Origin of the sequence: Terriglobus tenax (genome assembly GCF_025685395.1) — a bacterium.
In the GTDB taxonomy this organism is placed as follows: Bacteria; Acidobacteriota; Terriglobia; order Terriglobales; family Acidobacteriaceae; genus Terriglobus; species Terriglobus tenax.
Genome location: NZ_JAGSYA010000004.1, coordinates 2,298,031 through 2,312,006, shown reverse-complemented (window position 1 = coordinate 2,312,006; position 13,976 = coordinate 2,298,031). Strand labels below are relative to the sequence as shown.

General features: G+C 60.8%; 16 protein-coding genes. 6 read left to right on the top strand and 10 right to left on the bottom strand.

Features of this window, described 5'->3' with window-relative positions; all coding sequences use genetic code 11:
• Window positions 1–111: 111 nt before the first annotated feature.
• The 6 genes from secF to OHL13_RS15240 form a co-directional block, all read right to left on the bottom strand.
• Window positions 112–1,059 carry a protein translocase subunit SecF gene (gene secF, locus OHL13_RS15265; protein WP_263410987.1) on the bottom strand — a complete coding sequence of 316 codons (948 nt, stop codon included), beginning with the start codon at window positions 1,057–1,059 and terminating at the stop codon, window positions 112–114.
• 21 nt (window positions 1,060–1,080) lie between these two features.
• Window positions 1,081–2,694, bottom strand: coding sequence for a protein translocase subunit SecD (gene secD, locus OHL13_RS15260; RefSeq protein WP_263410986.1), 1,614 nt, complete (start codon window positions 2,692–2,694; stop codon window positions 1,081–1,083).
• A 2-nt stretch (window positions 2,695–2,696) separates the two neighbouring features.
• On the bottom strand, window positions 2,697–3,020 hold the full coding sequence (yajC, locus tag OHL13_RS15255; RefSeq protein ID WP_399255878.1) for a preprotein translocase subunit YajC: 324 nt from the start codon (window positions 3,018–3,020) through the stop codon (window positions 2,697–2,699).
• Window positions 3,021–3,268: 248 nt separating this feature from the next.
• The gene (locus tag OHL13_RS15250) at window positions 3,269–4,474 is read right to left on the bottom strand and encodes an EAL domain-containing protein (protein ID WP_263410984.1); all 1,206 of its coding nucleotides are present in this window, start codon (window positions 4,472–4,474) and stop codon (window positions 3,269–3,271) included.
• A 9-nt stretch (window positions 4,475–4,483) separates the two neighbouring features.
• Window positions 4,484–4,669 (bottom strand): DUF1059 domain-containing protein, encoded by a 186-nt coding sequence (locus OHL13_RS15245; protein ID WP_263410983.1) that lies wholly within the window; start codon window positions 4,667–4,669, stop codon window positions 4,484–4,486.
• 138 nt (window positions 4,670–4,807) lie between these two features.
• Window positions 4,808–5,977 carry a tRNA guanosine(34) transglycosylase Tgt gene (locus tag OHL13_RS15240; protein ID WP_263410982.1) on the bottom strand — a complete coding sequence of 390 codons (1,170 nt, stop codon included), beginning with the start codon at window positions 5,975–5,977 and terminating at the stop codon, window positions 4,808–4,810.
• Between the two features lie 437 nt (window positions 5,978–6,414).
• Between OHL13_RS15240 and OHL13_RS15235 the strand changes: the two genes are divergently transcribed.
• On the top strand, window positions 6,415–6,606 hold the full coding sequence (locus OHL13_RS15235) for an energy transducer TonB (RefSeq protein ID WP_263410981.1): 192 nt from the start codon (window positions 6,415–6,417) through the stop codon (window positions 6,604–6,606).
• Between the two features lie 4 nt (window positions 6,607–6,610).
• Here the strand turns inward: OHL13_RS15235 and folK are convergent, their stop codons facing one another.
• Window positions 6,611–7,072 carry a 2-amino-4-hydroxy-6-hydroxymethyldihydropteridine diphosphokinase gene (gene folK, locus OHL13_RS15230; RefSeq protein WP_263410980.1) on the bottom strand — a complete coding sequence of 154 codons (462 nt, stop codon included), beginning with the start codon at window positions 7,070–7,072 and terminating at the stop codon, window positions 6,611–6,613.
• Entirely contained in the window at window positions 7,065–7,979 is a 915-nt protein-coding gene (gene lpxC / locus OHL13_RS15225; RefSeq protein ID WP_263410979.1) for a UDP-3-O-acyl-N-acetylglucosamine deacetylase, read from the bottom strand. The genes folK and lpxC overlap by 8 nt, the downstream gene beginning before the upstream one ends.
• 124 nt (window positions 7,980–8,103) lie before the next feature.
• Here lpxC and rsmG point away from each other — a divergent pair, with 124 nt between their 5' ends.
• The 4 genes from rsmG to OHL13_RS15205 all read left to right on the top strand — a co-directional run bounded on the left by rsmG (window position 8,104) and on the right by OHL13_RS15205 (window position 11,647).
• On the top strand, window positions 8,104–8,715 hold the full coding sequence (gene rsmG / locus OHL13_RS15220) for a 16S rRNA (guanine(527)-N(7))-methyltransferase RsmG (RefSeq protein ID WP_263410978.1): 612 nt from the start codon (window positions 8,104–8,106) through the stop codon (window positions 8,713–8,715).
• A 389-nt stretch (window positions 8,716–9,104) separates the two neighbouring features.
• On the top strand, window positions 9,105–9,947 hold the full coding sequence (locus tag OHL13_RS15215) for a ParA family protein (RefSeq protein WP_263410977.1): 843 nt from the start codon (window positions 9,105–9,107) through the stop codon (window positions 9,945–9,947).
• 66 nt (window positions 9,948–10,013) lie between these two features.
• Window positions 10,014–10,928, top strand: a complete 915-nt coding sequence (locus tag OHL13_RS15210; protein ID WP_263410976.1) for a ParB/RepB/Spo0J family partition protein — start codon at window positions 10,014–10,016, stop codon at window positions 10,926–10,928.
• The gene (locus tag OHL13_RS15205; RefSeq protein ID WP_263410975.1) at window positions 10,925–11,647 is read left to right on the top strand and encodes a methyltransferase family protein; all 723 of its coding nucleotides are present in this window, start codon (window positions 10,925–10,927) and stop codon (window positions 11,645–11,647) included. The genes OHL13_RS15210 and OHL13_RS15205 overlap by 4 nt, the downstream gene beginning before the upstream one ends.
• A gap of 10 nt (window positions 11,648–11,657) precedes the next feature.
• Here the strand turns inward: OHL13_RS15205 and OHL13_RS15200 are convergent, their stop codons facing one another.
• Window positions 11,658–11,912 (bottom strand): hypothetical protein, encoded by a 255-nt coding sequence (locus OHL13_RS15200; protein WP_263410974.1) that lies wholly within the window; start codon window positions 11,910–11,912, stop codon window positions 11,658–11,660.
• 126 nt (window positions 11,913–12,038) lie between these two features.
• Between OHL13_RS15200 and OHL13_RS15195 the strand changes: the two genes are divergently transcribed.
• The gene (locus OHL13_RS15195; protein ID WP_263410973.1) at window positions 12,039–12,683 is read left to right on the top strand and encodes a trimeric intracellular cation channel family protein; all 645 of its coding nucleotides are present in this window, start codon (window positions 12,039–12,041) and stop codon (window positions 12,681–12,683) included.
• 16 nt (window positions 12,684–12,699) lie between these two features.
• Here the strand turns inward: OHL13_RS15195 and OHL13_RS15190 are convergent, their stop codons facing one another.
• Window positions 12,700–13,899, bottom strand: coding sequence for a TIGR03435 family protein (locus OHL13_RS15190; RefSeq protein WP_263410972.1), 1,200 nt, complete (start codon window positions 13,897–13,899; stop codon window positions 12,700–12,702).
• Window positions 13,900–13,976 lie beyond the last annotated feature (77 nt).

The window sequence follows — 13,976 nt, the reverse complement described above, 5'->3', positions numbered from 1 at the left end:
GTTTCTTGTTTTGTTCCCGATTCGGATTGGGTTTTAAGAGAAATCGCGAAAAAAGTTGCGGTTGCACTGAAGTCAGTGCAACCGCGGATGTTTCATACACCTGCAAGCCCTTTAGGCCCGCTTCCCACCAGGAAGCGAAGCCGACTTGCCCTTCGAAAGACGCCAGTCCTGGTACGCCACCAGCATCGGCGCCGCAACGGCGATCGACGAATACGTACCGATCAGAATGCCCACCACCAGCGCAAAGCTGAAGCCGCGCAGCACCTCGCCGCCGAACACGTACAGGCAGAGCACCGTCAGGAAGGTCAGGCCCGAAGTCAGAAGCGTCCGGCTCAGGGTCTGGTTGATGCTCTTGTTGACCACCACGGACAGGCTTTCGCGGCGGCTGGTCGCCAGGTTCTCGCGGATACGGTCAAAGACCACGATCGTATCGTTCATCGAGTAACCGACCAGCGTCAGGATGGCCGCAACCACGGTCAGCGTAATCTCCTGGTTGGTCAGGCTGAAGGCGCCGATGGTGATCAGCGTGTCATGGAAGACCGCAACCACAGCCGCAACACCATAGATCAGCTCAAAGCGGAACCACAGGTAGATGAGCATACCCAGCAGGGAATACAGCGTGGCAAACAGCGCCTGGTGGCGGAGTTGCTCCCCAGCCGTCGGTCCGATAGTCTGCGAGCTCTCCACCTTGAAGCCGCCGTCATGGAAGTTGCTCTGCATCGCTCCCAGTACAGCCGCGCGCGCGTTGAACCCGACCGCATCGCTCTTTTCGGGAAGAGATACCAGCACCTCGGGACGGGCGCCTACATCCCCCTTCACCGACTGGATCTTGGCATCCTTAATCCCGGCAGCGTCAAAAGCAGAGCGGATATGGTCTTCGTTCGGCTGGGAGTCAAAGCTGACGTGCACCTGCGTGCCACCCTTGAAGTCCACACCATACGGAATCCCGTGCCAGAACAGCATGCTGAAGATGCCGGAGACCGAGAAAACAAGAGAGAAGGCGAGCAGGTACCACTTCTTGCTCAGCCAGTCGATATTAATGTCGCGAAACAGTTCCACTGTTGTTGCTCCGAGATTCCGTTAGATCGAAAGCGCTTCGCCGCGCTGCTTGCGGTTGAGGATCGCGTCAAAGATGGTGCGCGAAACGAAAACCGCGGTAAAAATGTTGGCCAGCAGACCAAAGGTCAGGGTCACGGCAAAGCCGCGCACCGGGCCGGTGCCGAACAGGAACAGGATGGCTGCCGAGACGATCGTCGTCACGTGCGTATCAATAATGGTGATCCACGCATGCGCAAAGCCGTTCTGCACTGCGGCGCTGGGCGCGCGGCCCAGGTGCAGTTCTTCACGGATGCGCTCAAAGATCAGCACGTTCGAGTCGACGCCCATACCGATAGTCAGAATCACACCGGCGATACCGGGCAGCGTCAGCGTCGATCCGGTCAGGCCCATGAAGCCCAGCAGGATGACCAGGTTCAGGATCAGTGCCAGGTCGGCATTGATCCCCGCACCGCGGTAGTAGATCAGCATGAACAGCATGACGACCAGCATGCCGGCGATCGCCGCATACACACCATGCTGAATCGAAGCCGCACCCAGCGACGGGCCGACCGTCAGCGTGTCCAGGTAGGAGATCGAAGCCGGCAGAGAACCCGTGCGCAGCAGCAGGGAGAGATTCTTCGCCTCATCCGGCGACAGACCCTCGATCACGCCCGAGTCGCGGATGGCGCTCTTGATGCTGGCCACCGAGCGGACGCGGTTCTCGAGAACCACGGCAATCGCCTTGCCGACGTTCGCGCTCGTGAACTCGTAGAAGCGCTCACCGGCGCCCGTCGTCAGGTTGAAGCTGGTCTGCGAGGTTCCCGTGTTCGGGTCGCGTACCGGTTGCGCTCCGCGGAAGTCCGTACCGGAGACGATCGCCACGCGCTTCAGCACATAGAACATGTCCGAGTTGCCGGCGGCGGTCACCGAGCTTGCGCCCTTAACAATAATGGCATCCGGAGGAAGCGAGCCGCCCAGCGTCTGCAGGGCATCGGCCTCGGTGGCAGCCGGGCCGCCCACCACTTCGTGAATCTCAAGACGCGCGGTCGACTGGATGGCGTTGTGAACCTGGTCGGCGTTGTCCACGCCCGGCAGTTCAATCAGGATCTGGTTGTCGCCCAGGCCATACTGCTGGATCACCGGCTCGGCAACACCCAGCGAGTCCACGCGCGTGCGGATGGTCTCGATGGAGGTCTGAAGGACGGTAGCCTCCATCTCCTTGCGCGACTGCTGCTTCATCGTCAGCGTGTAGCCGTTTGGCACCGACGCAACATCGTAGGTCGCCGAGTAGGAGGTACCGTTCACCACCGTGCTCGCCTTGGAGCTGTCAGAAAGTGGAACGCCAGCAATATTAATGACGTCGACCTTGGTGGGGTCCAGCTTGGAGACCTGCGCGCCCAGAACGCCGGCCTTGGCCAGGTCGCTCTGCAGGCGAACAGCATCGGAGTCGGTCTGTGCCGCAACAGCCTCGGCCACGTGAACCTGCAGCACCAGGTGGGTACCACCCTTAAGGTCCAGGCCCAGGTGGATGCTGTTGGTCAGCAGCTCTTTGATGCTGCCCTTCTTCGGCAATCCGGCACCGAAGAAAATGAAGTAGGTGAAGACCACAAGGGTCGCAATAATAATGCCGGTCCGTCCGGCGAGCTTCTTCTGCATGGCTACTTTTCTTCCTCGCCCGTCGTCACGCTGGCAATCGCGCTCTTGGCAAACTCGAGCTTCAGGTTGTCGGGAGCTACGCGCAGAATCAGCACGTCGTCCTTCACCGACAGGATGGTGCCCTTGATGCCGCTCGTGGTGGTTACACGGTCACCGGCCTTCAACTCGCCCAGCATCTTCTGCCACTTCTTCTGCTTCTTCTGGTTCGGAAGAATCAGAAGAAAATAGAAGACGGCAATCATCAAAACGATGGGCAGCATGGTCACCAGGGAAGATCCCTGGGCAGACTGCAAAATCACGGCTGGAGCAGGTGCGAATACAGTCAACGAGAGCATCCTTCAACAGACCGGGGCGTACCCGGCGGCTGCCGGAGACGTACCGGATCAAAAAATCTTCACCCGATGTTCCTTTTAGAAGTCAGGTACGTCCGGAGGGACAATAGCCTGCGTCATGCCGGACCCAGCTACGCCCGCTGAAATGGACGCACGAATGCCTGCCCGGATGGAAGGGTGCTAGGCTCCAGCATCGCCGACGCCGCTCCGCTGTGTCAAGAAATCCGGAAACCCCGGAATCCTCAATTTCGAAGAAACCGCGCCGCCGTGTCGGGATGTCCCAGCAGCGTCCGCAGCTCCGCCGAGCGGATTCCCGGCAGACTCTCCGACTCCAGTACGGCCTTGACCATTCGTTCCATCATGGCAATCCCCTCGAAAACGCCCTCGTCGCTGACCACCGCGACCGGGTCATAGCGCTCTTCCGTCACCCTGGCCAGGCACCGGCCCAGCACATCGCGGATATCGCTTTTCTTCACCGCACGCAGGGGGCGAAGCACCATCCGCATTCCGGCCAGGGGATGACGCTCCAGCAGCTTGACCGGGCGGCTGTGCTCATCCACCACCACCACCAGCCTCGTCTCCGCGTTCTGCGCCAGGTAATTCTCGGCGGCCACCTCATCCACACAGGAGAAACAAGCCTCGGTTGCGCTGGCTAGATTGCACTGCGCCAGCGCCTGCGTCCGGGTGCGAATCATGTCGCCGTGTTGCAACGGCAGCGGGTGCATTACAGGGTCCGGCTTCCCCAGGTAGTAGCCCTGCGCCAGAGGAACACCGAGGTGCAGTAACTCGTCCAGTTCAGCCGCCGTCTCCACGCCCTCGGCAATAATCCAGGCGTCCATACGGCTGGCCATGGTGCCCATCATCTCAATCAGCGACGACCGCGCCGCTTCTTTATTGCAGCCGCCCACAAAAAACCGGTCCAGCTTAATAAAGTTGGGGCGGAGCTCCATCACATGCTTCAGGCTGGCGTATCCGGCGCCGGTGTCGTCCACGGCAATGTGCCCGCCCGCTTCCCGAATCTGCTCCAGCCGGCGGCGAAAAATGGCGTAGTCGTGAATCGGCTCATCCTCGGTAATCTCAATCACCGTGCCACCCAGATGCCCAATGTCTTTCAGAAGGTACTGCCACTGCCGCGACATCAGCAGGGAAGGCCCGGCATTGACCGTCAGAAAGCAGTTCGGCGGCAGCTTATGCCGCTCCGTCAGAGCAGCCCGCACTACAAGGCTCTCCAGGTCCGCGCGGCGGCCAATCTCGCTGGCGCTTTGAAAAACCTGGCCCGGCCGTGCCGAGACCTCTTCAGGAAAACGCGACAGCGCCTCGTATCCGGCCACCACCCCGCGCTCCAGGTCGGCAATCGGCTGGAAGTGAAAGCCGAAGGGAATATCGCCGTCCAGGATGCCAAGAATCGTGCGCCGCTGTTCCTCGCGCCTGGCAAGGTTGATATACATGCCGCGCTCTTAGCCGTTCACCGACGAATCAGTCACCTTCTGCTTTACGGCTTCCACCAGCGATGCGGGGATCTCCGTCATACCGTGATCCTCGCGGGCGTGCTGTGCAACCCCGTCAAGTATCCTTTCCACGCTATCGGCATGGAAGACCTTCAGACAGCCGGGCACCACATCGCCGCAGGCAAATCGCTTCATCGAGCTACCCTCTCGTATGGCCTGCTCGGCGCAATGCTGCTCAACGGTGAAACCGGGGCCTGTTTTGTAGATATGCCTCAACTTTTGCACGGAATAGGCGATCGCACAATGACACTCCTTGGTCATACAGCACGGCCGTCAAAGTGAAGGCGTTTCCAGCTCCCGTCGTAGCACATCCATTTGGTTTAGGTAAAACGCCAGGTTATGCTCGCTGGCCAGCGTCAGCGCCAGCGGCTCACCACTATGCATAAGATGCCGCAGATAGGCGCGGGTGTACCTGCGGCACACCATGCAATCGCACGCCGGATCAAGAGGATTTTGATCCTCCGCAAACTGCCTGTTCTTAATGTTGATGCGGCCCTGGCTGGTAAACAGAAGTCCATGACGCCCGGCGCGCGTCGGCAGCACACAGTCCATCATGTCCACGCCCATGCGGGCATACTCCACAATCTCATCGGGATAGCCCACACCCATCACGTACCGTGGCTTGTCCTTCGGCAGAAACTCGAGCGTGTGCGCAATCATCTCGCGCGTCACCTCGCGCGGCTCACCCACCGCCAGCCCGCCAATCGCATAGCCGGGAAAGTCCATCTCCACCAGCCGCTCAGCACTCTCCTTGCGCAGGTCCTTATACATCCCTCCCTGCACAATCCCAAACAGCGCCTGATGCTTCCCTTCCAGACCAGCCACTACACTGGGTGCCCCATCCATCGCAGTCTCATCGCGATGGGTGGGTTGGGACCACGGCACCTCGTGCCGGTGTTCCTTCCAGTAATCCAGCGACCGCTGCGCCCAGGCATGCGTCAGCCCCATCGACTCCTTCGTGCGCTCCCAGGTCGCCGGTGTCTCCACGCACTCATCAAAGGCCATCATGATGTCGGCCCCCAGCGCGATCTGCACCTCCATCGAGTGCTCTGGCGAGAAGAAGTGCTTTGATCCATCCAGGTGCGAGCGGAACTCCACGCCATCCGGCGTTACCTTGCGCAGCTCACTCAGGCTGAAGACCTGGAAGCCACCGGAATCGGTCAGCATGGACCGGTCCCAGCTCATGAACCGGTGTACGCCACCCGCGCGGCGGATCAGCTCATGCCCGGGACGCAAATACAGGTGATAGGTATTGGCCAGGATGATCGCCGCGCCCTTGCCTCCAGCGCCATTGACCTCCAGCACATCCTGCGGCACCGCCTTCACCGACGCCGCCGTTCCCACCGGCATAAACACCGGCGTCTCGACAGGACCATGCGGCAGCTCCAGCGTCGCTCGACGCGCCGGGCCAACTTCATTCTTAACGGAGAAACTCAAGGACACTCAACCATTCTACGAAGTAGCAGAGGACCAGAGGGAACAGACGATGACACCGCGCTCAAGCCCCTCAAAATAAGGCTTTAGTCCCGGGCCTTCTGATTTGATTTGCCCGGCAAACGCACACACAGAGAAGGATTGCTCCATCGCCCCAACTCTGATAGCTCTAAGCGCATGATCGCTCCTGCTCGCTTCATCGTTGCTGTTTTGCTTTTCGCCGCTGCAGCCAACGCACAAAAGGTCGAACGGGAACATCCGGACAGGCCTATGGTCATCCGCCTCAGCACCACACCGGACTCCCGGGGCGAAACTGTCTACGAGGTACAGGGCAAAGACGAGAAGAATACCCCACCCGTTTCCGGCAACATCACGGCGCCGGTCCTTCTCCACAGCGTCGCGCCCGTATTCCGGACTCGCTCCGCGGCAAATGGCATAAGCCCAAGGTGATCGTCGAAGGCGTCGTCACCGAAAGCGGCGACTTCATCGACCTCAACATCCGAACCACACCTCTCGCGGACGACATCCGGAAAAGCGCCCTGGACAGCCTGAACACCTACAGGTTTCAGCCCGCAACGCTGGACGGCAAACCCATTGCCGTCCGCTTGAACGTTATGATCCAGTACAAGTTCTGGTAGCGGCTTACGCCGGCAGCTGTTGCAGCAACTCCGCAACCGTTCGGCCTAACACCGGATGCACCCACTCCGGCGCAATCTCCGCCAGCGGCTCCAGCACAAACCGGCGCTCCTGCATCGCCGGGTGTGGCAAGGTCAGCTCGTCACTATGGAGCAAAAGATTGCCACATAATAGCAAATCCAGATCCAGCACACGAGGCCCCTTGGGTGCCACAAGAGCGCGATTTCGACCCATTTTGCGCTCGATTTCGAGCATCTCCCGCAGCAGAATCAAGGGAGTTAACCCCGTCTCCAGCACACAGGCAGCATTCAGAAAGCGCGGCTGATCCAGATACCCCACCGGCTCCGTGTCATAGAAGCTGGAAACGGCAACCACCTGCCCCAACGCGCTAAGCTGTTGAATTGCTTGACGTAAATGGCTTTCCCGGTCGCCGAGGTTCGATCCCAGGGCAATCGCCGCCCTAGGCATGGACAGGCTGCAACCCGGCAAAAGCACGGCCCCTGACCGGCTCTTCGTCGTATCCAAAGGCCAATTCCCAGGTAGAGCGGTCCTTCATCAGGTGCGAAACCAAGGCCGTATGCATGGCATGCCCGGCCCGCTCCGCAACCACACGGCCCTGGATGCGGCGGCCCGCCAGAGCCAGGTCTCCGATCAGGTCCAGCACCTTGTGGCGCACAAATTCATCCGCAAAACGCAGGGGGCCGTTCTGCACGCCCTCGCGGGTCAGAATGATGGCCGAAGAGTCCGAGACTCCGCGGATCAGACCCATATCGCGCAACTTGGCTTCGTCTTCCTTCCAGCCGAAGGTGCGGGCCGGGGCAATCAGATCGGTGTACGCTCCGGTCTCAAGATCACCCAGGAAGCGTTCGCGGCCGATGGGCGCGGGGAAGTCGATCAGGTAATCGATCTGGTAGCCGGTGCCGGGGTAGACACCGATAAACTTGTCGCCTTCCCGCACTTCCACCTCTTTGAGGATGCGGATGTACTCGCGCTTGCGGCGCTGCTGCTTGACGCCCACCCGCTCAAAAGCGGCGACATAGGGGTCAGCCGAGCCGTCGAGGATGGGAAGCTCCAGATTGTCCAGCTCAATGATGACGTTGTCGATGCCGTAGCCGATGAAGGCGGAGAGCAGGTGCTCGGTGGTGGAGATCAGCACGCCCTGGCGCATCAGGCTGGTGGCATAGCTCACCTTGGCGACGTTGCGATTGGTGGCGGGAATCTCGAAGCCATCCAGATCTGTCCGGCGAAAGACGATGCCTGAGCCGGCGGCGGCGGGAATGACCCGCATGTTGACCGGAGCCCCAGAATGCAGACCAACCCCGGAGAAGCTGACCTCTGCGGCGATGGTGCGTTCGTAATGCGGCTTCTCTGACACTCGTTCTAATCCCGTCCGTACAAGGTGTGACGGTTGTCAGAGTAGCTGCGGTGACACGATCTTCGAATGTGGCAAAAATGACACAGTTAATCGCGTAGCTGCCTGAAGCGGTAGACTTCTGCCGATGGCTACGCTTTCGACTGACACCCTGCTCGCCCTGCTGCAACCGTATCTACCGGCCCCCTTGACGGCTGAGGCCGCCGGCCGGCTCTCCACCTACCTGGACCTGCTGGTGAAGTGGAACGCCCGTACCAACCTGACCGCCATCCGTACGCCGGAAGAAATGGTGCGACGACACTTCGGAGAAAGCCTGTTCGCGGGCTCGATTGTTCCACGTGGAACAACAACACTGCTGGACCTGGGCTCCGGCGGAGGATTTCCCGGGATTCCCGTCCAGATCCTGCGGCCGGAGATTGCCGTAACTCTTGCGGAGTCCCAAGGCAAGAAAGCGGCCTTCCTGCGCGAAGCGGTTCGCACCCTCGGCCTGAAGACCACCGTTTGGGCCAACCGGGCGGAGAAGCTGCCGGAACAGTTTGACGTGGTGGCAATGCGCGCCGTCGACAAGATGGAAGAGATGATTTCTGTGGCCGAAGAACTGGTGCGCCCCGGTGGAACCCTGATGCTGTTGACCACGACTGGACAGGTGGAGGCGCTGGGCCATCTCACGGCTTCGGCAACCCCGCTGCCCGGCTCCCAGGATGGGATTGTGGCACTGTTCCACGTGGAACAGTCGTAGAGGAAGAAGCTTTCAGGAATTTTCGCTGTTTGGCCCGTCCCTAAGGCGACGCGCCCCGGAGGGACGGGTGACCCATGTTCCACGTGGAACATGGTGACTCCCATCTAGCCACACGACGAACGGCCCGGTCTTTTCTCGTCCCAGGGCGTGACGAAGACCTGGCTTCAGACTTCCTTCCACGCTCTCCTTGTTCCACGTGGAACAGCCTCCGGTCAAAAGCGGTCGGATATCAGTGGAAATCCCCGGACATGCGGCGCGCACAGGATTGGCGCGGCTTTCCTTCGACCGCGTTCCACGTGGAACAACACTTTTCCACCTTCCTTCCACAGGTAACGGTGGCTTTTCTGTTGAAGCCTCCGCCGCCCTCCCATAGGCTCAAGTCTGTTCCCATGAGCAAGGTCATAGCCATCGTCAATCAGAAGGGTGGAGTCGGTAAAACCACGACTGCCATCAACCTTTCCGCCGCCATCGCCCTCGAAGGCCTGGACACCCTGCTGATCGATATCGACCCGCAGGCCAACTCCACCGGAGGCTTGGGTTTCGGACGCGATGAGGACCGCGCCTCCACCTACGACGTGCTGATGCACGCCGTTTCCCCGGACGCCGCCATGCTCACCACCGAGATCGGCACCCTGAAACTGATCCCCTCCAGCAAGAACCTGATCGGCGCCACTATTGAACTGATCCAGGCCGATCGCCGGGAGTTCCGCCTGCGCGACGCTCTGGCGCCCCTGCGCGAGAAGTTTCCCTTCATCCTGCTGGACTGCCCCCCCGCGCTCGACCTGTTGACCCTGAACGCCCTGACCGCGGCCGACGGCCTGCTGGTTCCGATGCAGGCGGAATACTTTGCCCTGGAAGGCATCAGCGAACTGGTCAGCACCATGGACAAGGTCGCGCAGGCTTTCAACCCGGACCTGGCGCTGGAAGGCGTGCTGATGACCATGTATGACGAGCGCACGAACCTCGCCCAGCAGGTGACGGCCAACCTCCAGGAGTTCTTCGGGGACAAGCTGCTGAAGACAACGATCCCGCGCAACGTCCGCCTGGCGGAGGCTCCCAGCCATGGCAAACCGGTAATGGTCTACGACCCGCGCTCCCGCGGATCGGATGCCTACCGTGACCTGGCGCTGGAACTGCTGGAGCGCAACGGCATCAAGAGTCCCAAGGCCAAGGAACGGGCCGCCGCCGAGAAGAAGGGCGTCGAGTTCAAGTTCTGGCCGTACAACAAGTAGCTTGGCGAATGGCGCCGGATCTCCGGCACCATCCGCAACTGAGATTTTTTTGAGGAACGACACTCTATGAGCACTGGTAAACGCGCAGCGCTGGGTAAAGGCCTGGAAGCCCTGCTGCCCTCGAAGAAGCCTGCGGCCACTCCGCCCCCTGTACCGGCTGCGGCAGCACCTGCCGCCCCTGTTGTCGTGGAAGGCAAGCCGAAAGAGATTCCGGTTGACGCCATTGAGCGTAACCCCTACCAGACGCGTATGCGGTTTGATGAAGCCGCGCTGAATGAGCTGACGCAGTCGATTGCAGAGCTGGGTGTGGCGCAGCCCATCCTGGTCCGCCCTCTGCCTGGCGGCAAGTATCAGCTCATCGCGGGTGAGCGTCGCTGGCTGGCTTCCAAGCGTGCCGGCAAGGACACGGTTCCCGCCATCCTGAAAGAGGTGTCGAACGAACAGGCGATGGAGATCACCATCGTCGAGAACCTGCAGCGCGCCGATCTGAACCCGATGGAGCAGGCAAAGGCGTACCAGCGGCTCTCCAGCGAGTTCGGCCTGACGCAGGAGCAGATGGCGAAGCGGACCGGCAAGGACCGCGCAAGCGTGGCTAACTTCCTTCGTTTGTTGAAGTTACCGGAATCCGTCCAGCATCGCGTGGAGGCCGGGGAGATCACCTTTGGCCATGCGCGTTCGCTGCTCGCCCTGGAAGACACGCAACTTATTGAAAAGGCTGCACTTAAGGTTGTCCAGATGGGCATGTCCGTGCGTTCCACGGAGACTTTCGTGCAGAACCAGCTTAATCCGGAGCGCAAGCTGGGCAAGGTGGAAGCGGTTGAAGAGCCACCCATCGACCCGAACGTCAAAGAGGCGCAGACCAAGCTGCAGCGGCACCTTGGCCTGAAGGTGCGTATCGAGGACAAGAACGGCAAGGGCCGTGTCGTAATTGAGTACGCCAATGTGGATGACTTTGATCGTCTGCTCGAGGCCCTGGCATGAAGTGGCTGCGCGCAACCGCGCTGGAATATCGCCTGCGCTACCTGATCCACACGGTCATCTACGTGGTCGGCTTTACCGCGCCATGGGCTAAAGGGTGGATGAATTTTGGCCGGCAGGCCGTCTGGGTTGAACTCTCCGGCGGCTTGATGAAGGGCGCGGGTATGGGCTTTGCCGCGTCCACGCACCTGGTGCTGGGCCTGGCAACACTGCTGGCGATTGCAGGCGCATGGCTGCGTACCTGGGGCACAGCCTACATTGGCGCGGGCGTGGTGCAGGACGGCGCCATGCACGGCGACCGCGTGCTGGCGGATGGACCCTACCGCTACACGCGCAACCCACTGTACCTGGGCACCATTCTGCATACGCTGGCGATTGCGGTGCTGATGCAGCCGCTGGCCGCGCTGGTCGTCCTTGTGTTGATCACCGGCTTCCAGTTCCGCCTGATCTTCCGTGAAGAGGCCTTTCTGACCGCGCAGCGCGGCGAGGCGTATACGCGCTACCTGGCAGCGGTGCCACGTCTGTTCCCCAGCCTGCGTCCCGGTGTTGCAGCGGGGGGTGCAAGCCCGGTGTGGGGACAGGCTGTACTGAACGAGATCTACTTCCTGGGCGTAGCGGCCAGCTTCCTGCTGCTGGGCTGGCAGTGGGACGCGTGGCTGATTCTGCGCGGTATCCTCATTTCGCTGGGCGCGTCGATTGTGGCCCGCGCTTTCCTGAAGTAAACGAACAACCCTAGCGAAGAAGAAACAGCGTAGAGGCAGACCCATCCGTCTGCTTCTGCGCTTTCTTTTTGCCGGCGGTAAAGCTGACCGCGCCAAACAGAACGGCCGTCATCATCAGCGGCAGGCCGACTACGAGAAAAATCACGAAGTAGAGAAGAGACTCCGCCGTGCTGGGGCGTTCCAGCGTGGAGCGAAGGGTGGCTGCGTGCATTCCGAGGGCAAGCAGCATATTCAGGACAAAGTAAACGGTCAGAAAGGTCGTCATAGGCTCTTCTTACTGCGGCATTTCAGATGCAAGGGACTTCTGTACCTCATCGGCAACGCGAGCGATTCCATGAAGTGCTTTGCGATTGTTTCGGCCATGAGTACCGTTACTAACAGGAGAGCTTGCATGGAAGTCCTAAAATTGAAGCGCGGCCTTGACCTGGTGCTGTTGACGGCAGACTTTGCCGGAACCCTGCTGTTTGCCATGGAAGGTGCGCTGGCCGGCATTCGCGGCGGCATGGACCTGTTCGGCGTTCTGGTGCTGGCCTTCATCACCGCGGTTGGCGGAGGCATTGTGCGCGACCTGCTGATCGGCGCCACTCCCCCGGCTTCCATCAAGGACTGGCGTTACGGAGCCATTGCCTTTACTGGCGGCATGATGGCCTTTCTGTTTCACGGAGTCATTGCACAGAAGGCCAGCTCCGGCGTCATTACAGCGCTGGATGCTGCGGGACTCTCCCTGTTTGCCATTGCAGGCGCGACGAAGGCGATGGAGTTTGGCATGCACCCCATGATGGCCGTGCTGCTGGGAACCATTACCGGCTGCGGCGGGGGAACGATACGCGACATTCTGCTGAACACCGTTCCGGGTGTGCTGCGCGCGGATATCTACGCTTCAGCGGCACTGCTGGGTGCGGCGGTCATGGTCGCGTTCGTTCGCGTGCTGAAACTGCGCCCCAGCCTTGCCGCGCTGGCTGGCGGCATCAGCTGCTTTGCGCTGCGCATGATCAGCGTATGGCATGGATGGAGTCTGCCGAAGGTAGGCGCCTGAAGACAGCGCCATAGCGCTAGTTCTCCGACGGCTTCTCCACGTGGTCGATCGTCAACGTAACCGCGGGAGCGCGGGTGGCCATGAGCTTGAGTCCGAGCTGCTGCTGAATCGCGGTGAACAGGTCCGGTTTACTGGTGTCCACCAACGTATCGCGTGGACGGTCAGGAAACTGAAAGCTGTCCGGAGTCCACTGCAAACCGAAATCCCATCGTCCACTCAGGCCCGTCTGATCGAGAATGGGACGATCCAGCACGGACCGCTGCAATGCCTGCGCCAGGTCGACCATCGTTGCATTCTGCGCAGACAGAACGCCGGGAGCACGGAAGCCAAGGCCGGGCAGGCCATTGGGATCCCCCTTACTCTGCGTCAGGCGTGTGCCGCTGTCCGCCACCGTCAGGGCATATACGGGCAGGTCTTTGTGGTCCGGATGCGCCTTCAGACCAAAATGCTCTGCCAGCACCTGGCGGACCATTGCCTTGCACTCGGGATCGCCGGGGTAGTCTTCGCCGGCGTAGAGCATCTCGAGATCGAACTTCTCCTTGTCGGCCCACTCCGGCCGGTTGAGCACCTGTCTTGACTGCAACTCATAGGCGAACTGCAGTAGCTCGCTCACCGACATATTGATCGCTTCCAGACGGCGGCCACGAACGCGAAGACCGCTGCCCATCGCTTCCGGGTTTGCGAGCTTCACCGTTGCCACTTCATAACCCAGCGACACACCGGTGGGCGCCTTCCTGCGCGGCGGCAGGGCGGGGATCTCCCACGCTGTTGCTTCCGTGGCTCTCTGGAAGACGAGAGACTTCGCGGCCCCATCCTGTTTCCAGTTGCCGTCGATCACATCCCCTTTGTTGCCTAGCCTGCCCTCGAAGCGAGCTCCGATGGAAGCAAAGGCAAACTCGACATGCTCCCCCAGAACGAAGAACTCAGTCGCTGCGTGCGGCTGCCCGTTGCGGTCAATGTTGTAGAGCAGTGCCGAGGGAGATGTCCCTTCCTGCGGTTCGACCTTCAGGACAAACCGGAACGCACGGTCCGCCTGGAGGGTCGCCTGCCATGTCCCCAGGATGGCGTTCTTCGTTGTGCGTTCCGGCGATGCATGCGAGGCAGTCTGCGCCTGGGCAGCCTCTTCGCCGCGAACCACGGCACCTGCCGGAAGCAGGCAAAGAAACAGTCCGCACATGCAGGTGCGGGAAATGCGACGTGGGGACAACCCTGCCATATCAATCCACCTGTACCGAGAGGTTCGCTGCGTTTTGCGATGTACCCGCACTGTACCTCACCCGCCGGACACATTCC

Bases quoted from the DNA above. Each gene is read 5' to 3' on its own strand.
- folK (WP_263410980.1), bottom strand. From the start codon at position 7,072: ATGCCTAGGGCGGCGATTGCCCTGGGATCGAACCTCGGCGACCGGGAA.
- OHL13_RS15205 (WP_263410975.1), top strand. From the start codon at position 10,925: ATGAAGTGGCTGCGCGCAACCGCGCTGGAATATCGCCTGCGCTACCTG.
- secD (WP_263410986.1), bottom strand. From the start codon at position 2,694: ATGCAGAAGAAGCTCGCCGGACGGACCGGCATTATTATTGCGACCCTT.
- OHL13_RS15250 (WP_263410984.1), bottom strand. From the start codon at position 4,474: ATGTATATCAACCTTGCCAGGCGCGAGGAACAGCGGCGCACGATTCTT.
- rsmG (WP_263410978.1), top strand. From the start codon at position 8,104: ATGGCTACGCTTTCGACTGACACCCTGCTCGCCCTGCTGCAACCGTAT.
- OHL13_RS15210 (WP_263410976.1), top strand. From the start codon at position 10,014: ATGAGCACTGGTAAACGCGCAGCGCTGGGTAAAGGCCTGGAAGCCCTG.
- OHL13_RS15245 (WP_263410983.1), bottom strand. From the start codon at position 4,669: ATGAAGCGATTTGCCTGCGGCGATGTGGTGCCCGGCTGTCTGAAGGTC.
- OHL13_RS15215 (WP_263410977.1), top strand. From the start codon at position 9,105: ATGAGCAAGGTCATAGCCATCGTCAATCAGAAGGGTGGAGTCGGTAAA.
- OHL13_RS15190 (WP_263410972.1), bottom strand. From the start codon at position 13,899: ATGGCAGGGTTGTCCCCACGTCGCATTTCCCGCACCTGCATGTGCGGA.
- OHL13_RS15195 (WP_263410973.1), top strand. From the start codon at position 12,039: ATGGAAGTCCTAAAATTGAAGCGCGGCCTTGACCTGGTGCTGTTGACG.
- OHL13_RS15200 (WP_263410974.1), bottom strand. From the start codon at position 11,912: ATGACGACCTTTCTGACCGTTTACTTTGTCCTGAATATGCTGCTTGCC.